The organism is Pseudomonas batumici, assembly GCF_000820515.1.
Lineage (GTDB): Bacteria > Pseudomonadota > Gammaproteobacteria > Pseudomonadales > Pseudomonadaceae > Aquipseudomonas > Aquipseudomonas batumici.
This window is the reverse complement of sequence record NZ_JXDG01000061.1, coordinates 71263-87288: the sequence shown is the minus strand read 5'-3', so window position 1 is coordinate 87288 and position 16026 is coordinate 71263. Positions and strand designations below refer to the sequence as shown.

Here is a 16026-nt window from a genome sequence, read left to right as displayed (position 1 = left end):
AGTGCTTTCCAGGGCGCAGTCCGCGCCGGTTTCTTTTTCTGTTGGATGATGCGATGGCAAGGCAACAACATGTGGTAATCGTCGGTGGCGGCGTGATTGGCCTGCTGACCGCATTCAATCTGGCCGCCGAGGTCGAACAGGTGACGTTGCTGGACCGCTCCGGACTGGGCCAGGAGTCCTCCTGGGCCGGTGGCGGTATCGTTTCGCCGCTGTACCCGTGGCGCTACAGTGCGGCCGTCACGGCCCTGGCGCACTGGTCCCAGGACTTCTATCCGCAATTGGGCGAACGCCTGTTCGCCGCCACGGGTGTCGATCCCGAGGTCCATACCACCGGCCTGTACTGGCTCGACCTGGACGACGAAACCGAGGCCCTGGCCTGGGCCGGGCGCGAACGGCGTCCCCTGAGCGCGGTGGATATCTCGGCGGTTCACGAGGCGGTGCCGGTGCTGGGCGATGGCTATTCCCGGGCCATCTACATGGCCAATGTCGCCAATGTGCGCAATCCGCGCCTGGTGAAGTCCCTCAAGGCGGCCTTGCAGGCGTTGCCCAATGTGACGATTCGCGAGCAGTGCGAAGTGGCCGGGTTTCTCCGTGAAGGGGAGCGCGTGGTGGGCGTGCGCACGGCCGCCGGGGAACTGCGTGCCGATCAGGTCGTGCTGTCGGCGGGCGCCTGGAGCGGGGAGTTGTTGGGCGGCCTGGGACTGGCGCTGCCGGTGGAACCGGTCAAGGGCCAGATGATTCTCTACAAGTGCGCCTCGGATTTTCTTCCCTGCATGGTCCTGGCCAAAGGCCGTTATGCGATTCCACGGCGCGACGGGCATATCCTGGTGGGCAGTACCCTGGAGCACGAAGGGTTCGACAAGACGCCGACGCCGTCGGCGCTGGAAAGCCTCAAGGCTTCGGCGGTCGAGTTGATTCCGGCGTTGGTCGATGCCGAAGTGGTCGGACATTGGGCAGGATTACGCCCGGGTTCGCCCGAGGGCGTTCCCTATATCGGTCGGGTGCCGGGGTTCGAGGGGCTGTGGCTGAACTGCGGGCATTATCGCAATGGGCTGGTGCTGGCACCGGCCTCCTGCCAGCTGTTTGCCGATCTGTTGCTGGGCCGTGAGCCGATCATCGATCCGGCGCCTTATGCGCCCGAGGGCCGGATCTGATGGGCGCTCAATCCAGCCCGAGCTTCTTGAGCCGATAGCGCATCGAACGAAACGACAGGTTCAACCGCTGGGCCGCCGCCGTGCGGTTCCAGCGGGTTTCCTCCAGCGCCTGGAGAATGAGCTTGCGCTCGATGCTCTCCAGGTAGTCCTCCAGGTTGTCGATCTGCGCCAGGCTCGGCTCCCCGACAGGCGCGCAGCTCCCACCACCTTCGGCCAGGCGCAGGTCGCCGGCTTCGATCTGTTCGTTTTCACACAGGGTGTATGCCCGTTCGAGCATGTTCTCCAATTCCCGGACGTTACCGGGGAAGCGGTAGCCCTTGAGCGTATCCAGCGCCTGCGGATGAAGCCGGGCCGCCGGTAGGCCGCTGCCGGAGGCCAGTCGTTCGAGAACGTGGGTGGCCAGGGGTTCGATATCGTCGCGGCGCTCGCGCAACGATGGCACCCGCAGCTCGATGACGTTCAGGCGATAGTAGAGGTCCTGGCGAAAACGCCCGGCACCGACTTCGGCGTTCAGATCCTTGTGGGTGGCGCAGAGGATTCGCACATCGACGATTTCCTCCTGCTGCCCGCCGACACTGCGCACGGCCTTTTCCTGAATGGCGCGCAACAGCTTGACCTGCATCGCCAGCGGCAGGTCGGCGACCTCATCGAGAAACAAGGTGCCGCCATTGGCCGCCTGGAACAACCCCGGCTTGTCTTCCACCGCACCGGTAAAGCTGCCTTTGCGATGGCCGAAGAACTCGCTTTCCATCAGTTCGGCCGGAATGGCCCCGCAGTTCACCGGTACGAACGGCCGCTCGGCGCGCGGCCCTTGCTCATGGATCAGCCGTGCCACCAGTTCCTTGCCGCTGCCCGATTCGCCGCTGATGTACACCGGCGCCTGGCTGCGGGCCAGTTTGTCGATCTGTTTGCGCAGGGCACGCATGGGCAGTGAATCACCCAGCAGCCGGCTGTCGATGGAGGGCTGCTTGCTACCGCTGGTCGGCAAGCGCAAGGCGCTGCTCACCAGTTCGCGCAGGCGCGCCAGGTCCACCGGTTTGGTCAGGAAATCGAAGGCCCCGGATTTCAGGGCGTTGATGGCGGTGTCGAGGCTGCCATAGGCGGTGATCATCGCCACGGGCACCTGGGGATGGCGTTGCTGGATATGCTGCACCAGCTCAAGCCCGGTACCGTCCGGCAGGCGCATGTCGGTCAGGCACAGGTCGAAACTCTCCTGGGCCAGCTTTTCCCGGGCCTGCGCCACGTTGCGGGCACTGCTGGTGTCGAGTTTCATCCGGCCCAGGGTGATTTCCAGGAGTTCGCGGATATCCGGCTCATCGTCGACGATCAGGATCTTTTGCCGTGGGCTCATGTTCAACTCAGTTTACGTGCGTGTGCGAAGGTGATGCGCAAGCAACTACCGCCTTGGCGTACCGAGTAGTCTAGGCGGGCCTGGTTGCTTTCGCATAGCTCGCGGGACAGGTACAGGCCCAGGCCCGTGCCCTTGCTCTCGGTGGTGAAGAAGGGTTCGAACAGGTGCTGGCGCTGTTCGGGGGCGACGCCCGGGCCGTCATCCAGGACTTCCAGGGTCGGCAAGCCGTTGTTCGGGTCCTCCGACAAGGTCAGCCAGACTTGCGCCAACTCATGCAACTGGGCGCTGTAGCGCAGACCGTTTTCCAGCAGGTTGTTCAGCACCTGGGCCAGTTGCAGCGGATCGGCACGGGTCTGCAGGGACTTGTCATCGATCTGCAGGTGCAGGCACTGGTTGGGCCGGGCGTGCTCGCGCCACTCGCCGACAAACGCTTGTAGCCAGTCGTTGAGGTCGAGCAATTGCGGCTGTGCCGGGCGTCGTCGGGACAGCTGCAGCACGTTCTCGATCACCAGGTTCAGGCGCTTGGACTGGTCCTGGATGATCTGCGTGAGACGTCGGTCCGCCTCGGGCATCAGCTCCGACTCCTGCAGCAACTGGGCTGCGTGACTGATGGCACCCAGCGGGTTGCGGATTTCATGGGCGATACCGGCGGTCAGGCGGCCCAGGGCGGCGAGCTTGAGCTGCTGGGCCTGTTGGGCGATCTGCGAGAGGTCCTCGAGGAAGACCAGTGTCTGGTAGTGCTCGCCTCGTTTCAGCGTGATGAAGCTGGGTTGCAGGATGGGACCCGCGCCGAGGACCTTCAGGCTTTTCGGACGAAGGGTCGGGTTGCTTTGCCACACGTGCAGGCGCTCGACCAGTTCCAGGGAGCAGGCGTCGATCACCCGACCATTGAGGTCCTGCTCACCCAGCAGCCTCAGTGCCCCTTGATTGGCGAGCTGCACCCGGCGTTGCTCGTCGAGCACCAGGATGCCGGTGCGCATGCGTTGCAGGATCAGGGCGTTGAGTTCCTCCAGGTTGGTGACGTCGCTGGCACGTTGCTCGGCGAGGTTTTCGCTCACCGCCAGCAGCCGGGTCAGGCCCTGTACCAGCACGGCGGCGGCGAAGCAGAGGACGCCAAGCAGGCCGGCCTGCACGTAATAGTTGGCGGCGGCCGGGCGGCTGAAACTCAGGTAGAAGGTCAGGTAGATGATGCCGATGGCCGAGACGGCGGCGATCAGCAGGCCGATACGACCGCGCAGCAGCACGTTGCTGATGGCCACGGAGGCGATCAACAGGTTGCCGATGCCGCTCGGCGGACCGCCGGCGGCATAGAACAGGCCGGACAACATCAGTGCATCCGCCAGCGCCAGGATGAAGACCTGGCCCTGGTGCCGGGGATTTCCCAGCAGGACCACCACCAGGATATTCAGGATCAGGTAGATCCAGCTGCCGGTGCGAAACAGTTCGCCGTTGGTCAGCTCCAGCAGCTTGTCGTCCATGTTGCTGGAGATCAGCAGCACCAGGGCGACGCCGATGCTCAGGCGATAGAGGTGATAGAGCCGCAGCAGGCGCTGGGCCTGGGAACCGCCGAGACTGAAGGTCTCAGCGCTCACGAGAGCCCGGGCCTTGCTCGAGGTGGGCCTGGCTGCAATACCAGTCCTGTTGCAGGTTCAGGGCGCGGTCACGGGGCAGGTGGACGCCACAATGCGCGCAGCGGACCATCGGTGTGGCATCCAGGGCGTCGGCCGGACGGGCGGGCGGGGCGGGGCGATTGAATTTGCGCCAGAACCATACGGCGGCCGCAATCAGCGCAATCCAGAACAGTAGACGAACCATGGCAACCCGCTTATTGGCAAATGATCCGGCAGTTTAGCCAAGGACATGCCGGGCGCACAGTGCCTTTGCCGGGACACGGAACAATGGCGAAAAAAAAGAGCCTCGAAAGGCTCTTTTCTTAGGGGGGCAAGACTCAGTCGAACAGACCGAAGGTCATGTAGCTGAACCAGGAACGCTTGTGCTGGTTGCCTTCGGCCGGGTGCTGTTCTTCCTGGGCGGCATCGCCCTCCGGCTTCAGGTCGGACGGAATCGAGTCCTTGGCGTCCTGGAACTGCTTGACCACGTCCTGGTTGGCGCGGGTTTCTCCCGGTGGCAGCGGTGGGCGGGATTCGATCAGGCCCAGGGTGACCTTGCTCATCCACGAACGGTTGTCCGCTTCGGCCACGCGTGGCACGAACTGACCGTCCACCAGCGATGGATGGTTCGGGTAGTTGGCTTTCAGCACTTCGAGGCTCGAAGCCGCCAGATCGTCCAGGTGCAGACGCTGGTAGGACTCGACCATCACCGCCAGGCCGTCAGCGACCGCCGGGGTTTCCTGGAAGTTTTCCACCACGTAGCGGCCGCGGTTGGCGGCGGCGACATAGGCCTGGCGGGTCAGGTAGTAGTCGGCTACGTGGATCTCGTAGGCCGCCAGCAGGTTGCGCAGGTAGATCATGCGCTGCTTGGCGTCCGGCGCGTAGCGGCTGTTCGGGTAGCGGCTGGTGAGCTGGGCGAACTCGTTGTAGGAGTCGCGGGCCGCGCCCGGGTCACGCTTGGTCATGTCCAGCGGCAGGAAGCGCGACAGCAGGCCGACGTCCTGGTCGAACGAGGTCAGGCCCTTGAGGTAGTAGGCGTAGTCGACGTTCGGGTGCTGCGGGTGCAGGCGGATGAAGCGCTCGGCGGCCGACTTGGCAGCCGCCGGCTCGCCATTCTTGTAGTTGGCGTAGATCAGTTCGAGCTGGGCCTGGTCGGCGTAGCGCCCGAACGGGTAACGCGACTCCAGGGCCTTGAGCTTGGCGGTGGCGCTGTTATAGCTATGTTTGTCCAGGTCGGCCTGCGCCTGCTGGTACAGCTCGACTTCGCTCAAGTTTTCGTCAACGACTTCCTTCGACGAGCAAGCAGCAGTCAGTGCGAGGATGGCGATCAGCAGCAGGTGTTTCACTTGCATGGCGGCTTGCGTCCCTATGACGGCCGCTGTCTTGGGCGGGGCCGTCCTGTTATGATGAGTGCCCCGTTGAAAGCCTCGGGGCAAAAGACGCCGTATTTAACCACAAGCGCGCAGCCGAAACCAAAGGCTGTGCCGACGCCCAGTCCGAGCATGTCCGATAAAATTGAACTTCGCGCAGAGGTGCCGTCCGAACTGGGCGGTCAACGCCTCGATCAAGTCGCCGCCCAACTCTTCGCCGAGCACTCGCGCTCGCGCCTTTCCGCCTGGATCAAGGACGGCCGCCTGACCGTGGACGGTGCCGTGATCCGGCCCCGTGACATCGTGCATGGCGGTGCCGTGCTCGAACTGACCGCCGAGCAGGAGGCCCAGGGTGAATGGGTCGCCCAGGACATCGAGCTGGATATCGTCTATGAAGACGACGATATCCTGGTGATCAACAAACCGGCGGGCCTGGTGGTCCACCCGGCGGCCGGTCACGCCGACGGCACTTTGCTCAACGCCTTGCTGCACCACGTGCCGGACATCATCAATGTGCCGCGCGCAGGCATCGTGCACCGCCTGGACAAGGACACCACCGGTCTGATGGTGGTGGCCAAGACCATCCAGGCCCAGACCCAGCTGGTCGCGCAATTGCAGAGCCGCAGTGTCAGCCGGATCTACGAATGCATCGTGATCGGCGTGGTCACCGCGGGCGGCAAGATCAATGCGCCCATCGGTCGTCACGGTCAGCAGCGCCAGCGCATGGCGGTGATGGAGGGCGGCAAGCAGGCGGTGAGCCACTATCGCGTGCTGGAGCGCTTCCGCTCCCACACCCATGTACGGGTGAAGCTGGAAACCGGTCGTACCCACCAGATTCGTGTGCACATGGCCCACATCAACTTCCCGTTGGTCGGCGATCCGGCCTACGGCGGTCGCTTCCGTATTCCGCCGGCGGCCAGCGCGACCATGGTCGATTCGCTGAAAAACTTCCCGCGCCAGGCCCTGCACGCACGTTTCCTGGAGTTGGACCATCCGACCACCGGCAAGCGCATGAGCTGGGAATCGCCGCTGCCGGACGATTTCGTCTGGTTGCTGTCGTTGCTCAAGCAGGACCGCGAGGCGTTCGTCGGGTGAATGACTTCCTGATCCCCGACTGGCCCGCGCCGGCACGGGTCAGGGCCTGCGTGACCACGCGGGCGGGCGGCGTCAGCCTGGCGCCGTTCGACAGCCTCAACCTGGGCGATCATGTCGACGACGACCCGCTGGCCGTCACGGAAAATCGCCGGCGCCTCACCGAGACCTTCGCTGTCCGCCCGGCCTGGTTGCGCCAGGTGCACGGTGTCGAGGTGGTCGAGGCCGATCCGACGCTGACCGCCGAAGCCGACGGCAGCTGGACCAGCACGCCGGGCATCGCCTGCACGTCGATGACTGCCGATTGTTTGCCGGCGTTGTTTTGCGACCGTGCCGGTACCCGCGTGGCCGCCGCCCATGCCGGTTGGCGCGGGCTGGCGGCGGGTGTGCTGGAGGCTACCGTCGAGCGGCTGGACGTGCCGGCCGAGCAAATCCTCGTCTGGCTCGGCCCGGCCATCGGTCCCGGGGCGTTCGAGGTGGGGGCGGAAGTACGCGAAGCCTTTATGGCTACGCATCCTGAAACAATCGAAGCCTTCGTACCCAGCGTCAATGCCGGGCGCTTCATGGCCGACATTTATGCCCTGGCGCGCCTGCGCCTGGCGGCCCGTGGTATCACCGCGGTCCATGGCGGCGGGTTCTGTACGGTCACCGACCCGCGCTTTTTCTCCTACCGTCGCAGCCCCCGCACCGGTCGCTTTGCTTCCCTGGTCTGGCTTCAAGACTAGACTCTTCTGATCTGCGTCAACGCTCTGGCGCTTGAATCTCCCAGAATCGACCGCATCTACTGGGGTATCTGGCAGGTTTCTTCATTCAGGTGTGTCCATCGCTCCGGCCTGCTCCAAAGGAAGGTGACTCATGCGTATAGACCGTTTAACCAGTAAGTTGCAGTTGGCGTTATCGGATTCCCAATCCCTGGCGGTCGGCCTCGATCATCCGGCCATCGAGCCCGCGCACTTGATGCAGGCCTTGCTGGAACAGCAGGGCGGCTCGATCAAGCCGCTGCTGATGCAGGTCGGTTTCGACGTCAACAGCCTGCGCAAGGAATTGAGCAAAGAGCTCGATCACTTGCCGAAAATCCAGAATCCCACCGGCGACGTGAACATGTCCCAGGATCTGGCGCGCCTGCTCAACCAGGCCGATCGCCTGGCCCAGCAGAAGGGCGACCAATTCATCTCCAGCGAACTGGTGCTGCTCGCCGCCATGGACGAGAACAGCAAGCTGGGCAAGTTGCTGCTCGGCCAGGGGGTGAGCAAGAAGGCCCTGGAAAACGCCATCAACAACCTGCGCGGCGGCGAGGCGGTCAATGACGCCAACGCCGAAGGCGCGCGCCAGGCCCTGGACAAGTACACCATCGACCTGACCAAGCGTGCCGAAGAGGGCAAGCTCGACCCGGTGATCGGTCGTGACGACGAGATCCGCCGCACGATCCAGGTGCTGCAACGCCGGACCAAGAACAACCCGGTGCTGATCGGCGAACCCGGCGTGGGCAAGACCGCCATTGCCGAAGGCCTGGCCCAGCGCATCATCAATGGCGAAGTGCCGGATGGCCTGAAGGGCAAGCGCCTGCTGTCCCTGGACATGGGCGCGCTGATTGCCGGTGCCAAGTATCGCGGGGAGTTCGAAGAGCGCCTGAAATCGCTGCTCAACGAGCTGTCCAAGCAGGAAGGGCAGATCATCCTGTTTATCGACGAACTGCACACCATGGTCGGCGCCGGCAAGGGCGAAGGCTCGATGGATGCGGGCAACATGCTCAAGCCGGCCTTGGCCCGTGGCGAGCTGCATTGCGTCGGGGCGACCACGCTCAATGAATATCGCCAATATATAGAGAAGGACGCGGCCCTCGAGCGGCGCTTCCAGAAGGTGCTGGTGGATGAGCCGAGCGAGGAGGACACCATTGCCATCCTCCGCGGCCTGAAAGAGCGTTATGAAGTGCACCACAAGGTGGCGATCACCGACGGTGCGATCATCGCGGCGGCCAAGCTCAGTCATCGCTACATCACCGACCGCCAGTTGCCGGACAAGGCCATCGACCTGATCGACGAGGCCGCCAGCCGTATCCGCATGGAGATCGACTCCAAGCCGGAAGTGCTGGACCGTCTGGAGCGTCGCCTGATCCAGCTCAAGGTCGAGTCCCAAGCCTTGAAGAAGGAAGACGACGAGGCGGCGAAAAAACGCCTGGAAAAACTCCAGGAAGAAACTCTCCGGCTGGAGCGCGAGTACGCCGACCTGGAAGAGGTCTGGACCTCGGAGAAGGCCGAAGTGCAGGGTTCTGCGCAGATCCAGCAGAAAATCGAGCAGTCGCGCCAGGAACTGGAAACGGCGCGCCGCAAGGGCGACCTCAACCGCATGGCCGAGCTGCAATACGGGGTGATTCCGGACCTGGAGCGCAGCCTGCAGATGGTCGACCAGCACGGTCAGAGCGAGAACCAGTTGCTGCGCAGCAAGGTGACCGAAGAGGAAATCGCCGAAGTGGTGTCGAAGTGGACCGGTATCCCGGTGTCCAAGATGCTTGAAGGCGAGCGCGACAAGCTGTTGAAGATGGAGAGCCTGCTGCACCAGCGTGTGATCGGCCAGGACGAGGCGGTGGTGGCGGTGGCCAACGCGGTACGGCGTTCCCGGGCCGGGTTGTCCGATCCGAACCGGCCGAGCGGTTCCTTCATGTTCCTCGGCCCGACCGGCGTGGGCAAGACCGAACTGTGCAAGGCGCTGGCCGAATTCCTCTTCGACACCGAGGAGGCCATGGTGCGCATCGACATGTCGGAGTTCATGGAGAAACACTCCGTGGCGCGTCTGATCGGGGCACCACCGGGTTATGTCGGTTATGAAGAGGGCGGTTACCTGACCGAGGCCGTGCGGCGCAAGCCTTACTCGGTGATCCTGCTGGACGAAGTCGAGAAGGCGCATCCGGATGTGTTCAACATCCTGCTGCAAGTGCTGGAAGACGGCCGCCTGACGGACAGCCACGGGCGTACCGTGGATTTCCGCAACACGGTGATCGTGATGACCTCCAACCTGGGCTCGGTGCAGATCCAGGAGCTGGTGGGGGATCGCGAAGCCCAGCGGGCGGCGGTCATGGATGCGCTGAATACGCATTTCCGGCCGGAGTTCATCAACCGGGTCGACGAGGTGGTGATTTTCGAGCCGCTGGCACGGGATCAGATCGCCGGCATTACCGAGATCCAGTTGGGTCGCCTGCGCAGCCGCCTGGCGGAGCGCGAGCTGAAGCTGGAGCTGAGCGGCGAGGCCTTGGACAAGCTGATCGCGGTGGGTTACGACCCGGTCTATGGCGCGCGGCCGCTCAAGCGCGCGATCCAGCGCTGGATCGAGAACCCGTTGGCGCAACTGATCCTGTCGGGGCAGTTCCTGCCAGGAACGAGCGTGAAGGCAACGGTTGCCAACGACGAGATCGTGTTTGCCTGAGTGCCTGGGGATCTACGCGATCCCCTTGTAGGAGCCGGCTTGCTGGCGATGGCGGTCGAATAGTCGATGCAAGACTTTCTGGCCTCATCGCCAGCAAGCCGGCTCCTACACACGGGGCATTGCGATTTCAGAAGGCTTTTTTTTCGATAGGGCGTTGAACTCAAGGACAAAGGCTTGTAAAGTGCGCCCCGCAGTACGTCACCCCTCAGATTTCTCCCACAAGGGAAATCAGAAAAAAGATTGCAAATCATTGTCTTGAAAGCAATTTAGGGGGTTGACAGAGGTTTCCAAGGTTGTAGAATAGCGCGCCTCAGACAAGCGAACGCAGCGATGCAAAAGCCTGGTTGAGGAAGCTTTCAGCGATGGGAGCCTGCGGTAAAGGTTGTAACTTGAAATATGTAGTTCCGTGATAGCTCAGTCGGTAGAGCAAATGACTGTTAATCATTGGGTCCCAGGTTCGAGTCCTGGTCACGGAGCCAATTTCAAATCGGGGTATAGCGCAGTCCGGTAGCGCGCCTGCTTTGGGAGCAGGATGTCAGGAGTTCGAATCCCCTTACCCCGACCATTTTTGGGTCGTTAGCTCAGTTGGTAGAGCAGTTGGCTTTTAACCAATTGGTCGTAGGTTCGAATCCCACACGACCCACCATTTTTGAGACCAGTTCGCTGGAATCGAATCTTAAGAACAGAGGCCAAAAGCGCTGTTCGAAGAAGGCGCCTTTCAGGGGTGCCTTTTTTTTACCGGGGTATAGCGCAGTCCGGTAGCGCGCCTGCTTTGGGAGCAGGATGTCAGGAGTTCGAATCCCCTTACCCCGACCATCTTCAGAAAAAAGCACCCGAAAGGGTGCTTTTTTTTTGCCTGTATTTTACTCAAGGCTTTTGATCGCACTGGACGACGCAGGCCTTGTAGGAGCCTGGCTTGCCAGCGAAGCTTTTAGCGGCCTCAAGGACCTCTGCTTCGCTGGCAAGCCCGCTATCAGTGCAGCTTCAAGCGCGGATCCGTACCCCGTCCGATCCGGCTGCCCAGCATCAGCATCAGGGTGCGGAAGGTGCCGTACAGCGCCATCTGGTGCATCCGGTACAGCGATATGTAGAACATCCGCGCCAGCCAGCCCTCCAGCATCACGCTGCCGGTCAGGTTACCCATCAGGTTGCCGACGGCGGAAAACCGCGACAGCGAAATCAGCGAGCCGTAGTCGGTATAGCGATACTCCGGCAGGCTCTTGCCTTCGATGCGCAGTTTCAGCGACTTGGCCAGCAATGACGCCTGTTGATGCGCCGCCTGTGCCCGTGGCGGCACATTGCGGTCGCTTCCCGGTTGCGGGCAGGCCGCGCAGTCACCGAAGGCAAAGATATTCTCGTCGCGGGTGGTCTGCAGGGTCGGCAATACCTGGAGCTGATTGATCCGGTTGGTTTCCAGGCCATCGATGTCCTTGAGAAAGCCCGGTGCGCGAATCCCCGCCGCCCAGACCTTGAGGCTCGCGGCAATCACCTGGCCGTCGGCGGTCACCAGGTTTTCGGCGGTGACTTCGCTCACGGCCGCATTGGTCATGACCCGCACCCCGAGTTTCTCCAGGGTCTTGTGCACCGGCCCGCCGATGCGCTCCGGCAGGGCCGGCAGCACGCGCGGGCCGGCCTCGATCAGGGTGATGTGCATGTTTTCCGGCTTGATGCGGTCCAGGCCGTAGGCCGCCAGCTCATGGGCGGCGTTATGCAGCTCGGCCGCCAGTTCCACGCCTGTGGCACCGGCGCCGACGATCGCCACGCTGATCTGCTCGAGCGCATCGGTTTGCCCGGCGTGGGCGCGCAGGTAGTGGTTGAGCAACTGCTGGTGGAAGCGCTCGGCCTGTTTGCGGGTGTCGAGGAACAGGCAGTGTTGCGCCGCGCCCTGGGTGCCGAAATCATTGGTGGTACTGCCCACCGCGATCACCAGCGAGTCGTAGGCCAGTTCGCGGGCAGGCAGCAGCTCCACGCCCTGTTCATCGTAGGTGGCGGCCAACTGGATCTTTTTCTGCTCGCGGTCGAGCCCGCTCATGCGCCCCAGCTGGAACTCGAAGTGGTTCCATTTCGCCTGGGCGACATAGTTGAGCTCGTCGGCCGAAGAATTGAGGGAGCCGGCCGCCACTTCATGCAGCAGGGGTTTCCAGATATGGGTCAGGTTCGCGTCGACCAGCATGATGCTGGCAATGCCGCGCTTACCCAGGGTCTTACCCAGGCGGGTCGCCAACTCCAGGCCGCCGGCGCCGCCGCCGACGATCACGATACGATGGTTCATGGGGATATCTCGCAAGGCTAAAGGAAATCTTTGCCTGGGTTATCCGGGCGAGCGCGAGGCAGCTCATAGCACCAGGTAACTCAGGAGGCGGCTCAACAGGCCCAGGCCGATGACCGCGCTCAGCACCACCACCAGGAGCATCCACGGCCGAAAGGGCCGGCGCTCGACTCGGTGTTGGGGAAGCTGCAGATACTGATCGACATGCTGCTGGTCGTCGGGGTTCAGGCGGCTGGTCATGGGAGCCTCGTCTCAGGTAGACGTCATTAGCGTGCTTTGTATCACTGACGCGTTGATTGCGCCATGGGCTTACAGGCTGATGCCGACATCGAAAACGATGCTGCGCCCCAGATTGCCGCGCAGGAAGTCCGGGGCATCGGGGTGGGCGAACAGCACCCGGGCGAAGGTCGGACCCACCAGCGACAGCGAGCGCCAGCCCTGGCGCAGGTATTCGGTTGGAGGCGGGAAGTGGCTGTTGAGGTCCAGCACTTCGCGCTTGAGGCTGGCGAAGGCGATGATATCCAGTTCAGCCAGGTCCAGCCCGCGTTCCTGGTAGTTGTGGGCTTTCTTGCGCAGGGTCGGCGCCAGCCGTTGCAGCAGTTCGGTGGCGGGAATGCGCCTGGGCTTGGCTTCGCGGCGTACCAGTTGGCTCAAGGAAAAGGCGCTGCGCCGGCGCTGCAACTCTTCGCGCCACTCATCGTTGAGCCGCCGGCCTTCGTCGAGAACGAAGAACACCTCGAAGCAGGCGTCGCGAAACAGTACGTCCGGCGGCTCCTGGGCGGGGAGGAAGTCTTCGGCGCGGTAGGCAATGTTCAGCCCTTGCAGCAGGCGCTGGCAGACCCAACGCTCACGCTCCCATTTGCGGGCATTGGAAAGGAAGGTGTTGGCTTGCTCGGCCTGGATGGTCAGCAAGCGTAAAAAATCCGAATCGTCCATGGCCCAAGCTTAGCGTCGAATCCGTAACGTCTGGAAGTGCGGGGAAAATTTTGTCGACGCGGTACTGCGTAAAGGGCGGTGTAGACTGTAGGACGCAAGCAGTCCGGGGCGGCCGGGTGCTGTTATCGAGTCCATGGAGGGTGAGGATGTCCTTATGATTGGCGCGCAACTGTTGTCGCCCGCCAGCCTGGTCATCGGCTGGCTGATCTATCTGCCGGTGATTGTCTGGGCGATCTGGCGTTCGCCCTGGGTCGAGCTGTTCACCGACAGTCGCCGCCAGCACCTACTGTTCGGAACGGTCTTCGCCCTGTTCCTGCTCTGGCTGGTACGGCGCGACTTCGACACCGGGGTGTCCTATCACTTCATCGGCCTGACGGCGGTGACCCTGCTGCTGGATTGGCCGCTGGCGATTGTCGGCGGCCTGGTGGCGCAGCTCGGCCTCGTGCTGCTGGGTCACCAGGACCTGGCGGCACTCGGGGTCAATGGCACCTTGCTGATCCTGTTGCCGGTGCTGGTGACGGAGACCTGTGCGATCCTGGTGGAGCGGGCGCAGCCGCGTAATCCCTTTGTCTATATCTTCTGTTCGGGCTTTTTCGCCGCGGCCCTGGCGGCCTTGCTCTGCCTGCTCTCGACCCTGGGCTTGCTGTGGTTCGACGAGCGTTTCGCCCTGCCGGAGTGGCTGGAGGATTTTGTCGGCTACCTGTGGCTGCTGATTTTTCCCGAGGCCTTTATCAACGGCATGCTGGTCAGCGCGTTGGTGGTGTTCTGTCCGGAGTGGCTGGAAACCTTCAACCGCACGCGCTACCTGTCGGCGCCCTGGAAGGACAACGAGCCCCGTTGACCTGGGTCAATCCCGTCGGATCGCCCCGCGACCATGCTGCGGAAAAAACCGGGGAGCAAGGTCATGAGTGTGTACGAATGGGCGCGTCAGGAAGTGCGGGCTAGCCTGGAGGCGGCGCAGGTGGCGGGATTCGAGCCGGGGCTGGGCCTGCGCGCCTTGCTCAGCGCGGTGGTGCAGCAAAGCAAGGCGGTGCGCAGTGCGGAGGATCTGGCGGACGAACTGCAATTTCTCGCCGAGAACCTCGATGACGACCAGGAATACGGTTTTATGCGGCCCTGATTTTTTGACGATCAGTGGGCGCGAGGCGGCAGATCGTCGGAGAACAGATCGTCCTCGGCGTCGGGGCTGACGGGAATCTTGTGTTCCTCCGAGGCCCAGGCGCCGAGGTCGATCAGTTTGCAGCGGTCGGAGCAGAACGGCCGCTGCGGATTGGCGGCGGTCCATTCCACGGGGGCGCCGCAGGTCGGGCATTCAACGGTCAAGGGTTGGCTCATGGGTGGCCTCCACGCAAAGTCAGATAAAAGTGATGCAGGCGCTCGACCTCGCTGTGCAGCCAGGTCAGGTCGCGGTCGTTGACCAGCACATCGTCGGCATGGCGCAGGCGTTCTTCACGGCTGGCCTGGACCTTGAGGATGGCTTGCACCTGTTGTTCGCTGGTCTGGTCCCGTTGCAGGGTGCGCTGGATCTGCAGCGCCTGCGGGGCATCGATCACCAGCACGCGCTGGGTGTTCTTGTATTGCCCCGATTCCACCAGCAGCGGCGACACCAGGATCGCGTAGGGCGATTGCGCGCGGGCCAGATGGCTGGCGATTTCTTCGCCGATCAGCGGATGCAGCAGGGCTTCGAGCCAGCGCCGTTGTTCCGGGGCTTCGAAGATCAGCGCGCGCAGGGCGCCGCGGTCCAGTTGGCCGTCGGCTTGAAGCACGCCGGGGCCGAAGTGCTCGACGATCTTTTCCAGCGCCGGACGACCGGGCTCCACCACCCAGCGGGCGGCGTGATCGGCGTCCACGGTATGGATGCCGAGTTCGCTGAAGTGTTGGGCCGCTGCGCTCTTGCCGCTACCGATGCCGCCGGTGAGGCCGAGAATCCAGGGTTTTGAAGCGGGTTTGGTCATTTGAAACCGGCAAACTGCAGATAGGAAGTGGTTATTTGACCACCCCAGAGCAAGGCAATCCAGCCGGCAATCGCCAGATAGGGACCGAAGGGGATCGGCGTCGAGGTCTGGGCGTTGCGCAGGCGAAGCAGAATCAGGCCCAGCACGGCGCCCACCAGGGATGACAGCAGGATGGTCAGCGGCAGGATCTGCCAGCCGCCCCAGGCGCCGAGCATCGCCAGCAGCTTGAAGTCGCCATGGCCCATGCCTTCCTTGCCGGTGAACAGCTTGAACAGCCAATAGACCGACCAGAGGCTCAGATAGCCGGCCACGGCGCCCCACAGGGCGTTGTCCAGGCTGGTGAAGAGGCCGAAGTGGTTGGCGATCAGGCCGAGCCAGAGCAGCGGCAGGACCAGGGCGTCAGGCAGCAGTTGGTGGTCGGCGTCGATCAGGCTCATGGCCAGCAGGCCCCAGCTCAGCACCAGCATCAGGCCGGCGGGCCAGCCGAAACCGAAATGCCAGGCGACAAAGGCCGAGAGCAGGCCGCAGGCCAGTTCGGTCAGCGGGTAGCGTTTGCCGATGGGAGCCTTGCAACTGGAGCATTTGCCGCGTAGCAGGGCGTAGCTGATCAGCGGGAGATTTTCCCAGGCGCGGATCTGGTGATTGCAGTGCGGGCAATGGGAGTGCGGCAGTATCAGGTTGTAGGTCGGGCCGGGCGCGGGTTGGGGCAGGCCTAGGACTTCGTGGGCCTGGGTGCGCCAGTCGCGTTCGAGCATTTTCGGCAGGCGCCAGATCACGACGTTGAGGAAGCTGCCGACGATCAGGCCGAGGAGCAGGGCGAATGCAACGAAGGCCAGCGGTTGGCTGGCCAGGAAGTCGGGTAGGGGCAT

At 63.3% G+C, this 16026-nt stretch carries 16 protein-coding genes and 4 tRNA genes; 10 read left to right on the top strand and 10 right to left on the bottom strand.

Going from position 1 to position 16026, the window contains the following annotated elements; translation table 11 throughout:
• The first annotated feature begins 53 nt into the window (after positions 1–53).
• Positions 54–1154: a glycine oxidase ThiO gene (gene thiO, locus UCMB321_RS23485; protein WP_040071067.1), complete on the top strand. Its 1101-nt coding sequence runs from the start codon at positions 54–56 to the stop codon at positions 1152–1154.
• 7 nt (positions 1155–1161) lie between these two features.
• On the opposite strand, the gene UCMB321_RS23480 is transcribed toward thiO, so the two are convergent.
• The 4 genes from UCMB321_RS23480 to UCMB321_RS23465 form a co-directional block, all read right to left on the bottom strand.
• On the bottom strand, positions 1162–2505 hold the full coding sequence (locus tag UCMB321_RS23480; protein ID WP_040071066.1) for a sigma-54-dependent transcriptional regulator: 1344 nt from the start codon (positions 2503–2505) through the stop codon (positions 1162–1164).
• Positions 2506–2507: 2 nt separating this feature from the next.
• Positions 2508–4097, bottom strand: a complete 1590-nt coding sequence (locus tag UCMB321_RS23475; protein WP_040071065.1) for a sensor histidine kinase — start codon at positions 4095–4097, stop codon at positions 2508–2510.
• Complete coding sequence (locus UCMB321_RS23470; RefSeq protein ID WP_040071064.1) at positions 4087–4320, bottom strand: PP0621 family protein; 234 nt, start codon at positions 4318–4320, stop codon at positions 4087–4089. The genes UCMB321_RS23475 and UCMB321_RS23470 overlap by 11 nt, the downstream gene beginning before the upstream one ends.
• A 133-nt stretch (positions 4321–4453) precedes the next feature.
• On the bottom strand, positions 4454–5467 hold the full coding sequence (locus UCMB321_RS23465) for an outer membrane protein assembly factor BamD (protein ID WP_040071063.1): 1014 nt from the start codon (positions 5465–5467) through the stop codon (positions 4454–4456).
• 150 nt (positions 5468–5617) lie between these two features.
• On the opposite strand from UCMB321_RS23465, the gene rluD reads away from it, so the two are divergent.
• The 7 genes from rluD to UCMB321_RS23430 all read left to right on the top strand — a co-directional run bounded on the left by rluD (position 5618) and on the right by UCMB321_RS23430 (position 10813).
• The gene (rluD, locus tag UCMB321_RS23460) at positions 5618–6580 is read left to right on the top strand and encodes a 23S rRNA pseudouridine(1911/1915/1917) synthase RluD (protein WP_040071060.1); all 963 of its coding nucleotides are present in this window, start codon (positions 5618–5620) and stop codon (positions 6578–6580) included.
• The gene (pgeF, locus tag UCMB321_RS23455) at positions 6577–7302 is read left to right on the top strand and encodes a peptidoglycan editing factor PgeF (RefSeq protein WP_040071059.1); all 726 of its coding nucleotides are present in this window, start codon (positions 6577–6579) and stop codon (positions 7300–7302) included. Before rluD ends, pgeF begins: the two co-directional genes overlap by 4 nt.
• Positions 7303–7432: 130 nt before the next feature.
• Complete coding sequence (gene clpB / locus UCMB321_RS23450) at positions 7433–9997, top strand: ATP-dependent chaperone ClpB (RefSeq protein WP_040071057.1); 2565 nt, start codon at positions 7433–7435, stop codon at positions 9995–9997.
• A 403-nt stretch (positions 9998–10400) separates the two neighbouring features.
• Positions 10401–10476: transfer RNA gene (locus tag UCMB321_RS23445), tRNA-Asn, on the top strand.
• 9 nt (positions 10477–10485) lie between these two features.
• A tRNA-Pro gene (locus tag UCMB321_RS23440) sits at positions 10486–10562 on the top strand.
• Between the two features lie 5 nt (positions 10563–10567).
• Positions 10568–10643 (top strand) — tRNA-Lys (locus UCMB321_RS23435).
• A 93-nt stretch (positions 10644–10736) separates the two neighbouring features.
• Positions 10737–10813: transfer RNA gene (locus tag UCMB321_RS23430), tRNA-Pro, on the top strand.
• 157 nt (positions 10814–10970) lie between these two features.
• Here UCMB321_RS23430 and UCMB321_RS23425 read toward each other — a convergent pair.
• The 3 genes from UCMB321_RS23425 to UCMB321_RS23415 form a co-directional block, all read right to left on the bottom strand.
• Positions 10971–12269, bottom strand: coding sequence for an NAD(P)/FAD-dependent oxidoreductase (locus UCMB321_RS23425; RefSeq protein ID WP_040071055.1), 1299 nt, complete (start codon positions 12267–12269; stop codon positions 10971–10973).
• Between the two features lie 63 nt (positions 12270–12332).
• The gene (locus UCMB321_RS23420) at positions 12333–12506 is read right to left on the bottom strand and encodes a DUF3094 family protein (RefSeq protein WP_040071053.1); all 174 of its coding nucleotides are present in this window, start codon (positions 12504–12506) and stop codon (positions 12333–12335) included.
• A 69-nt stretch (positions 12507–12575) separates the two neighbouring features.
• Entirely contained in the window at positions 12576–13202 is a 627-nt protein-coding gene (locus tag UCMB321_RS23415; protein WP_040071051.1) for a DUF1780 domain-containing protein, read from the bottom strand.
• Positions 13203–13356: 154 nt separating this feature from the next.
• Here UCMB321_RS23415 and UCMB321_RS23410 point away from each other — a divergent pair, with 154 nt between their 5' ends.
• Both UCMB321_RS23410 and UCMB321_RS23405 read left to right on the top strand, forming a co-directional pair.
• Positions 13357–14043: an energy-coupling factor ABC transporter permease gene (locus UCMB321_RS23410; RefSeq protein ID WP_040071049.1), complete on the top strand. Its 687-nt coding sequence runs from the start codon at positions 13357–13359 to the stop codon at positions 14041–14043.
• A gap of 63 nt (positions 14044–14106) precedes the next feature.
• Positions 14107–14322, top strand: a complete 216-nt coding sequence (locus UCMB321_RS23405; RefSeq protein ID WP_040071048.1) for a hypothetical protein — start codon at positions 14107–14109, stop codon at positions 14320–14322.
• An 11-nt stretch (positions 14323–14333) separates the two neighbouring features.
• On the opposite strand, the gene yacG is transcribed toward UCMB321_RS23405, so the two are convergent.
• Genes yacG through UCMB321_RS23390 form a run of 3 tightly spaced genes read right to left on the bottom strand, consistent with a single transcriptional unit; the run spans position 14334 to position 16026 of the window.
• A complete protein-coding gene (yacG, locus tag UCMB321_RS23400; protein WP_040071046.1) occupies positions 14334–14537 on the bottom strand; it encodes a DNA gyrase inhibitor YacG in 204 nt (67 codons plus the stop codon).
• Positions 14534–15157: a dephospho-CoA kinase gene (coaE, locus tag UCMB321_RS23395; RefSeq protein WP_040071044.1), complete on the bottom strand. Its 624-nt coding sequence runs from the start codon at positions 15155–15157 to the stop codon at positions 14534–14536. Before coaE ends, yacG begins: the two co-directional genes overlap by 4 nt.
• Entirely contained in the window at positions 15154–16026 is an 873-nt protein-coding gene (locus UCMB321_RS23390) for a prepilin peptidase (RefSeq protein WP_040071043.1), read from the bottom strand. Before UCMB321_RS23390 ends, coaE begins: the two co-directional genes overlap by 4 nt.

Excerpts from the sequence above, each read along its gene's own strand:
- thiO (WP_040071067.1), top strand. The coding sequence starts at position 54 with ATGGCAAGGCAACAACATGTGGTAATCGTCGGTGGCGGCGTGATTGGC.
- UCMB321_RS23480 (WP_040071066.1), bottom strand. The coding sequence starts at position 2,505 with ATGAGCCCACGGCAAAAGATCCTGATCGTCGACGATGAGCCGGATATC.
- UCMB321_RS23470 (WP_040071064.1), bottom strand. The coding sequence starts at position 4,320 with ATGGTTCGTCTACTGTTCTGGATTGCGCTGATTGCGGCCGCCGTATGG.
- UCMB321_RS23465 (WP_040071063.1), bottom strand. The coding sequence starts at position 5,467 with ATGCAAGTGAAACACCTGCTGCTGATCGCCATCCTCGCACTGACTGCT.
- rluD (WP_040071060.1), top strand. The coding sequence starts at position 5,618 with ATGTCCGATAAAATTGAACTTCGCGCAGAGGTGCCGTCCGAACTGGGC.
- clpB (WP_040071057.1), top strand. The coding sequence starts at position 7,433 with ATGCGTATAGACCGTTTAACCAGTAAGTTGCAGTTGGCGTTATCGGAT.
- UCMB321_RS23425 (WP_040071055.1), bottom strand. The coding sequence starts at position 12,269 with ATGAACCATCGTATCGTGATCGTCGGCGGCGGCGCCGGCGGCCTGGAG.
- UCMB321_RS23420 (WP_040071053.1), bottom strand. The coding sequence starts at position 12,506 with ATGACCAGCCGCCTGAACCCCGACGACCAGCAGCATGTCGATCAGTAT.
- UCMB321_RS23415 (WP_040071051.1), bottom strand. The coding sequence starts at position 13,202 with ATGGACGATTCGGATTTTTTACGCTTGCTGACCATCCAGGCCGAGCAA.
- UCMB321_RS23410 (WP_040071049.1), top strand. The coding sequence starts at position 13,357 with ATGATTGGCGCGCAACTGTTGTCGCCCGCCAGCCTGGTCATCGGCTGG.
- UCMB321_RS23405 (WP_040071048.1), top strand. The coding sequence starts at position 14,107 with ATGAGTGTGTACGAATGGGCGCGTCAGGAAGTGCGGGCTAGCCTGGAG.
- yacG (WP_040071046.1), bottom strand. The coding sequence starts at position 14,537 with ATGAGCCAACCCTTGACCGTTGAATGCCCGACCTGCGGCGCCCCCGTG.
- coaE (WP_040071044.1), bottom strand. The coding sequence starts at position 15,157 with ATGACCAAACCCGCTTCAAAACCCTGGATTCTCGGCCTCACCGGCGGC.
- UCMB321_RS23390 (WP_040071043.1), bottom strand. The coding sequence starts at position 16,026 with ATGCCCCTACCCGACTTCCTGGCCAGCCAACCGCTGGCCTTCGTTGCA.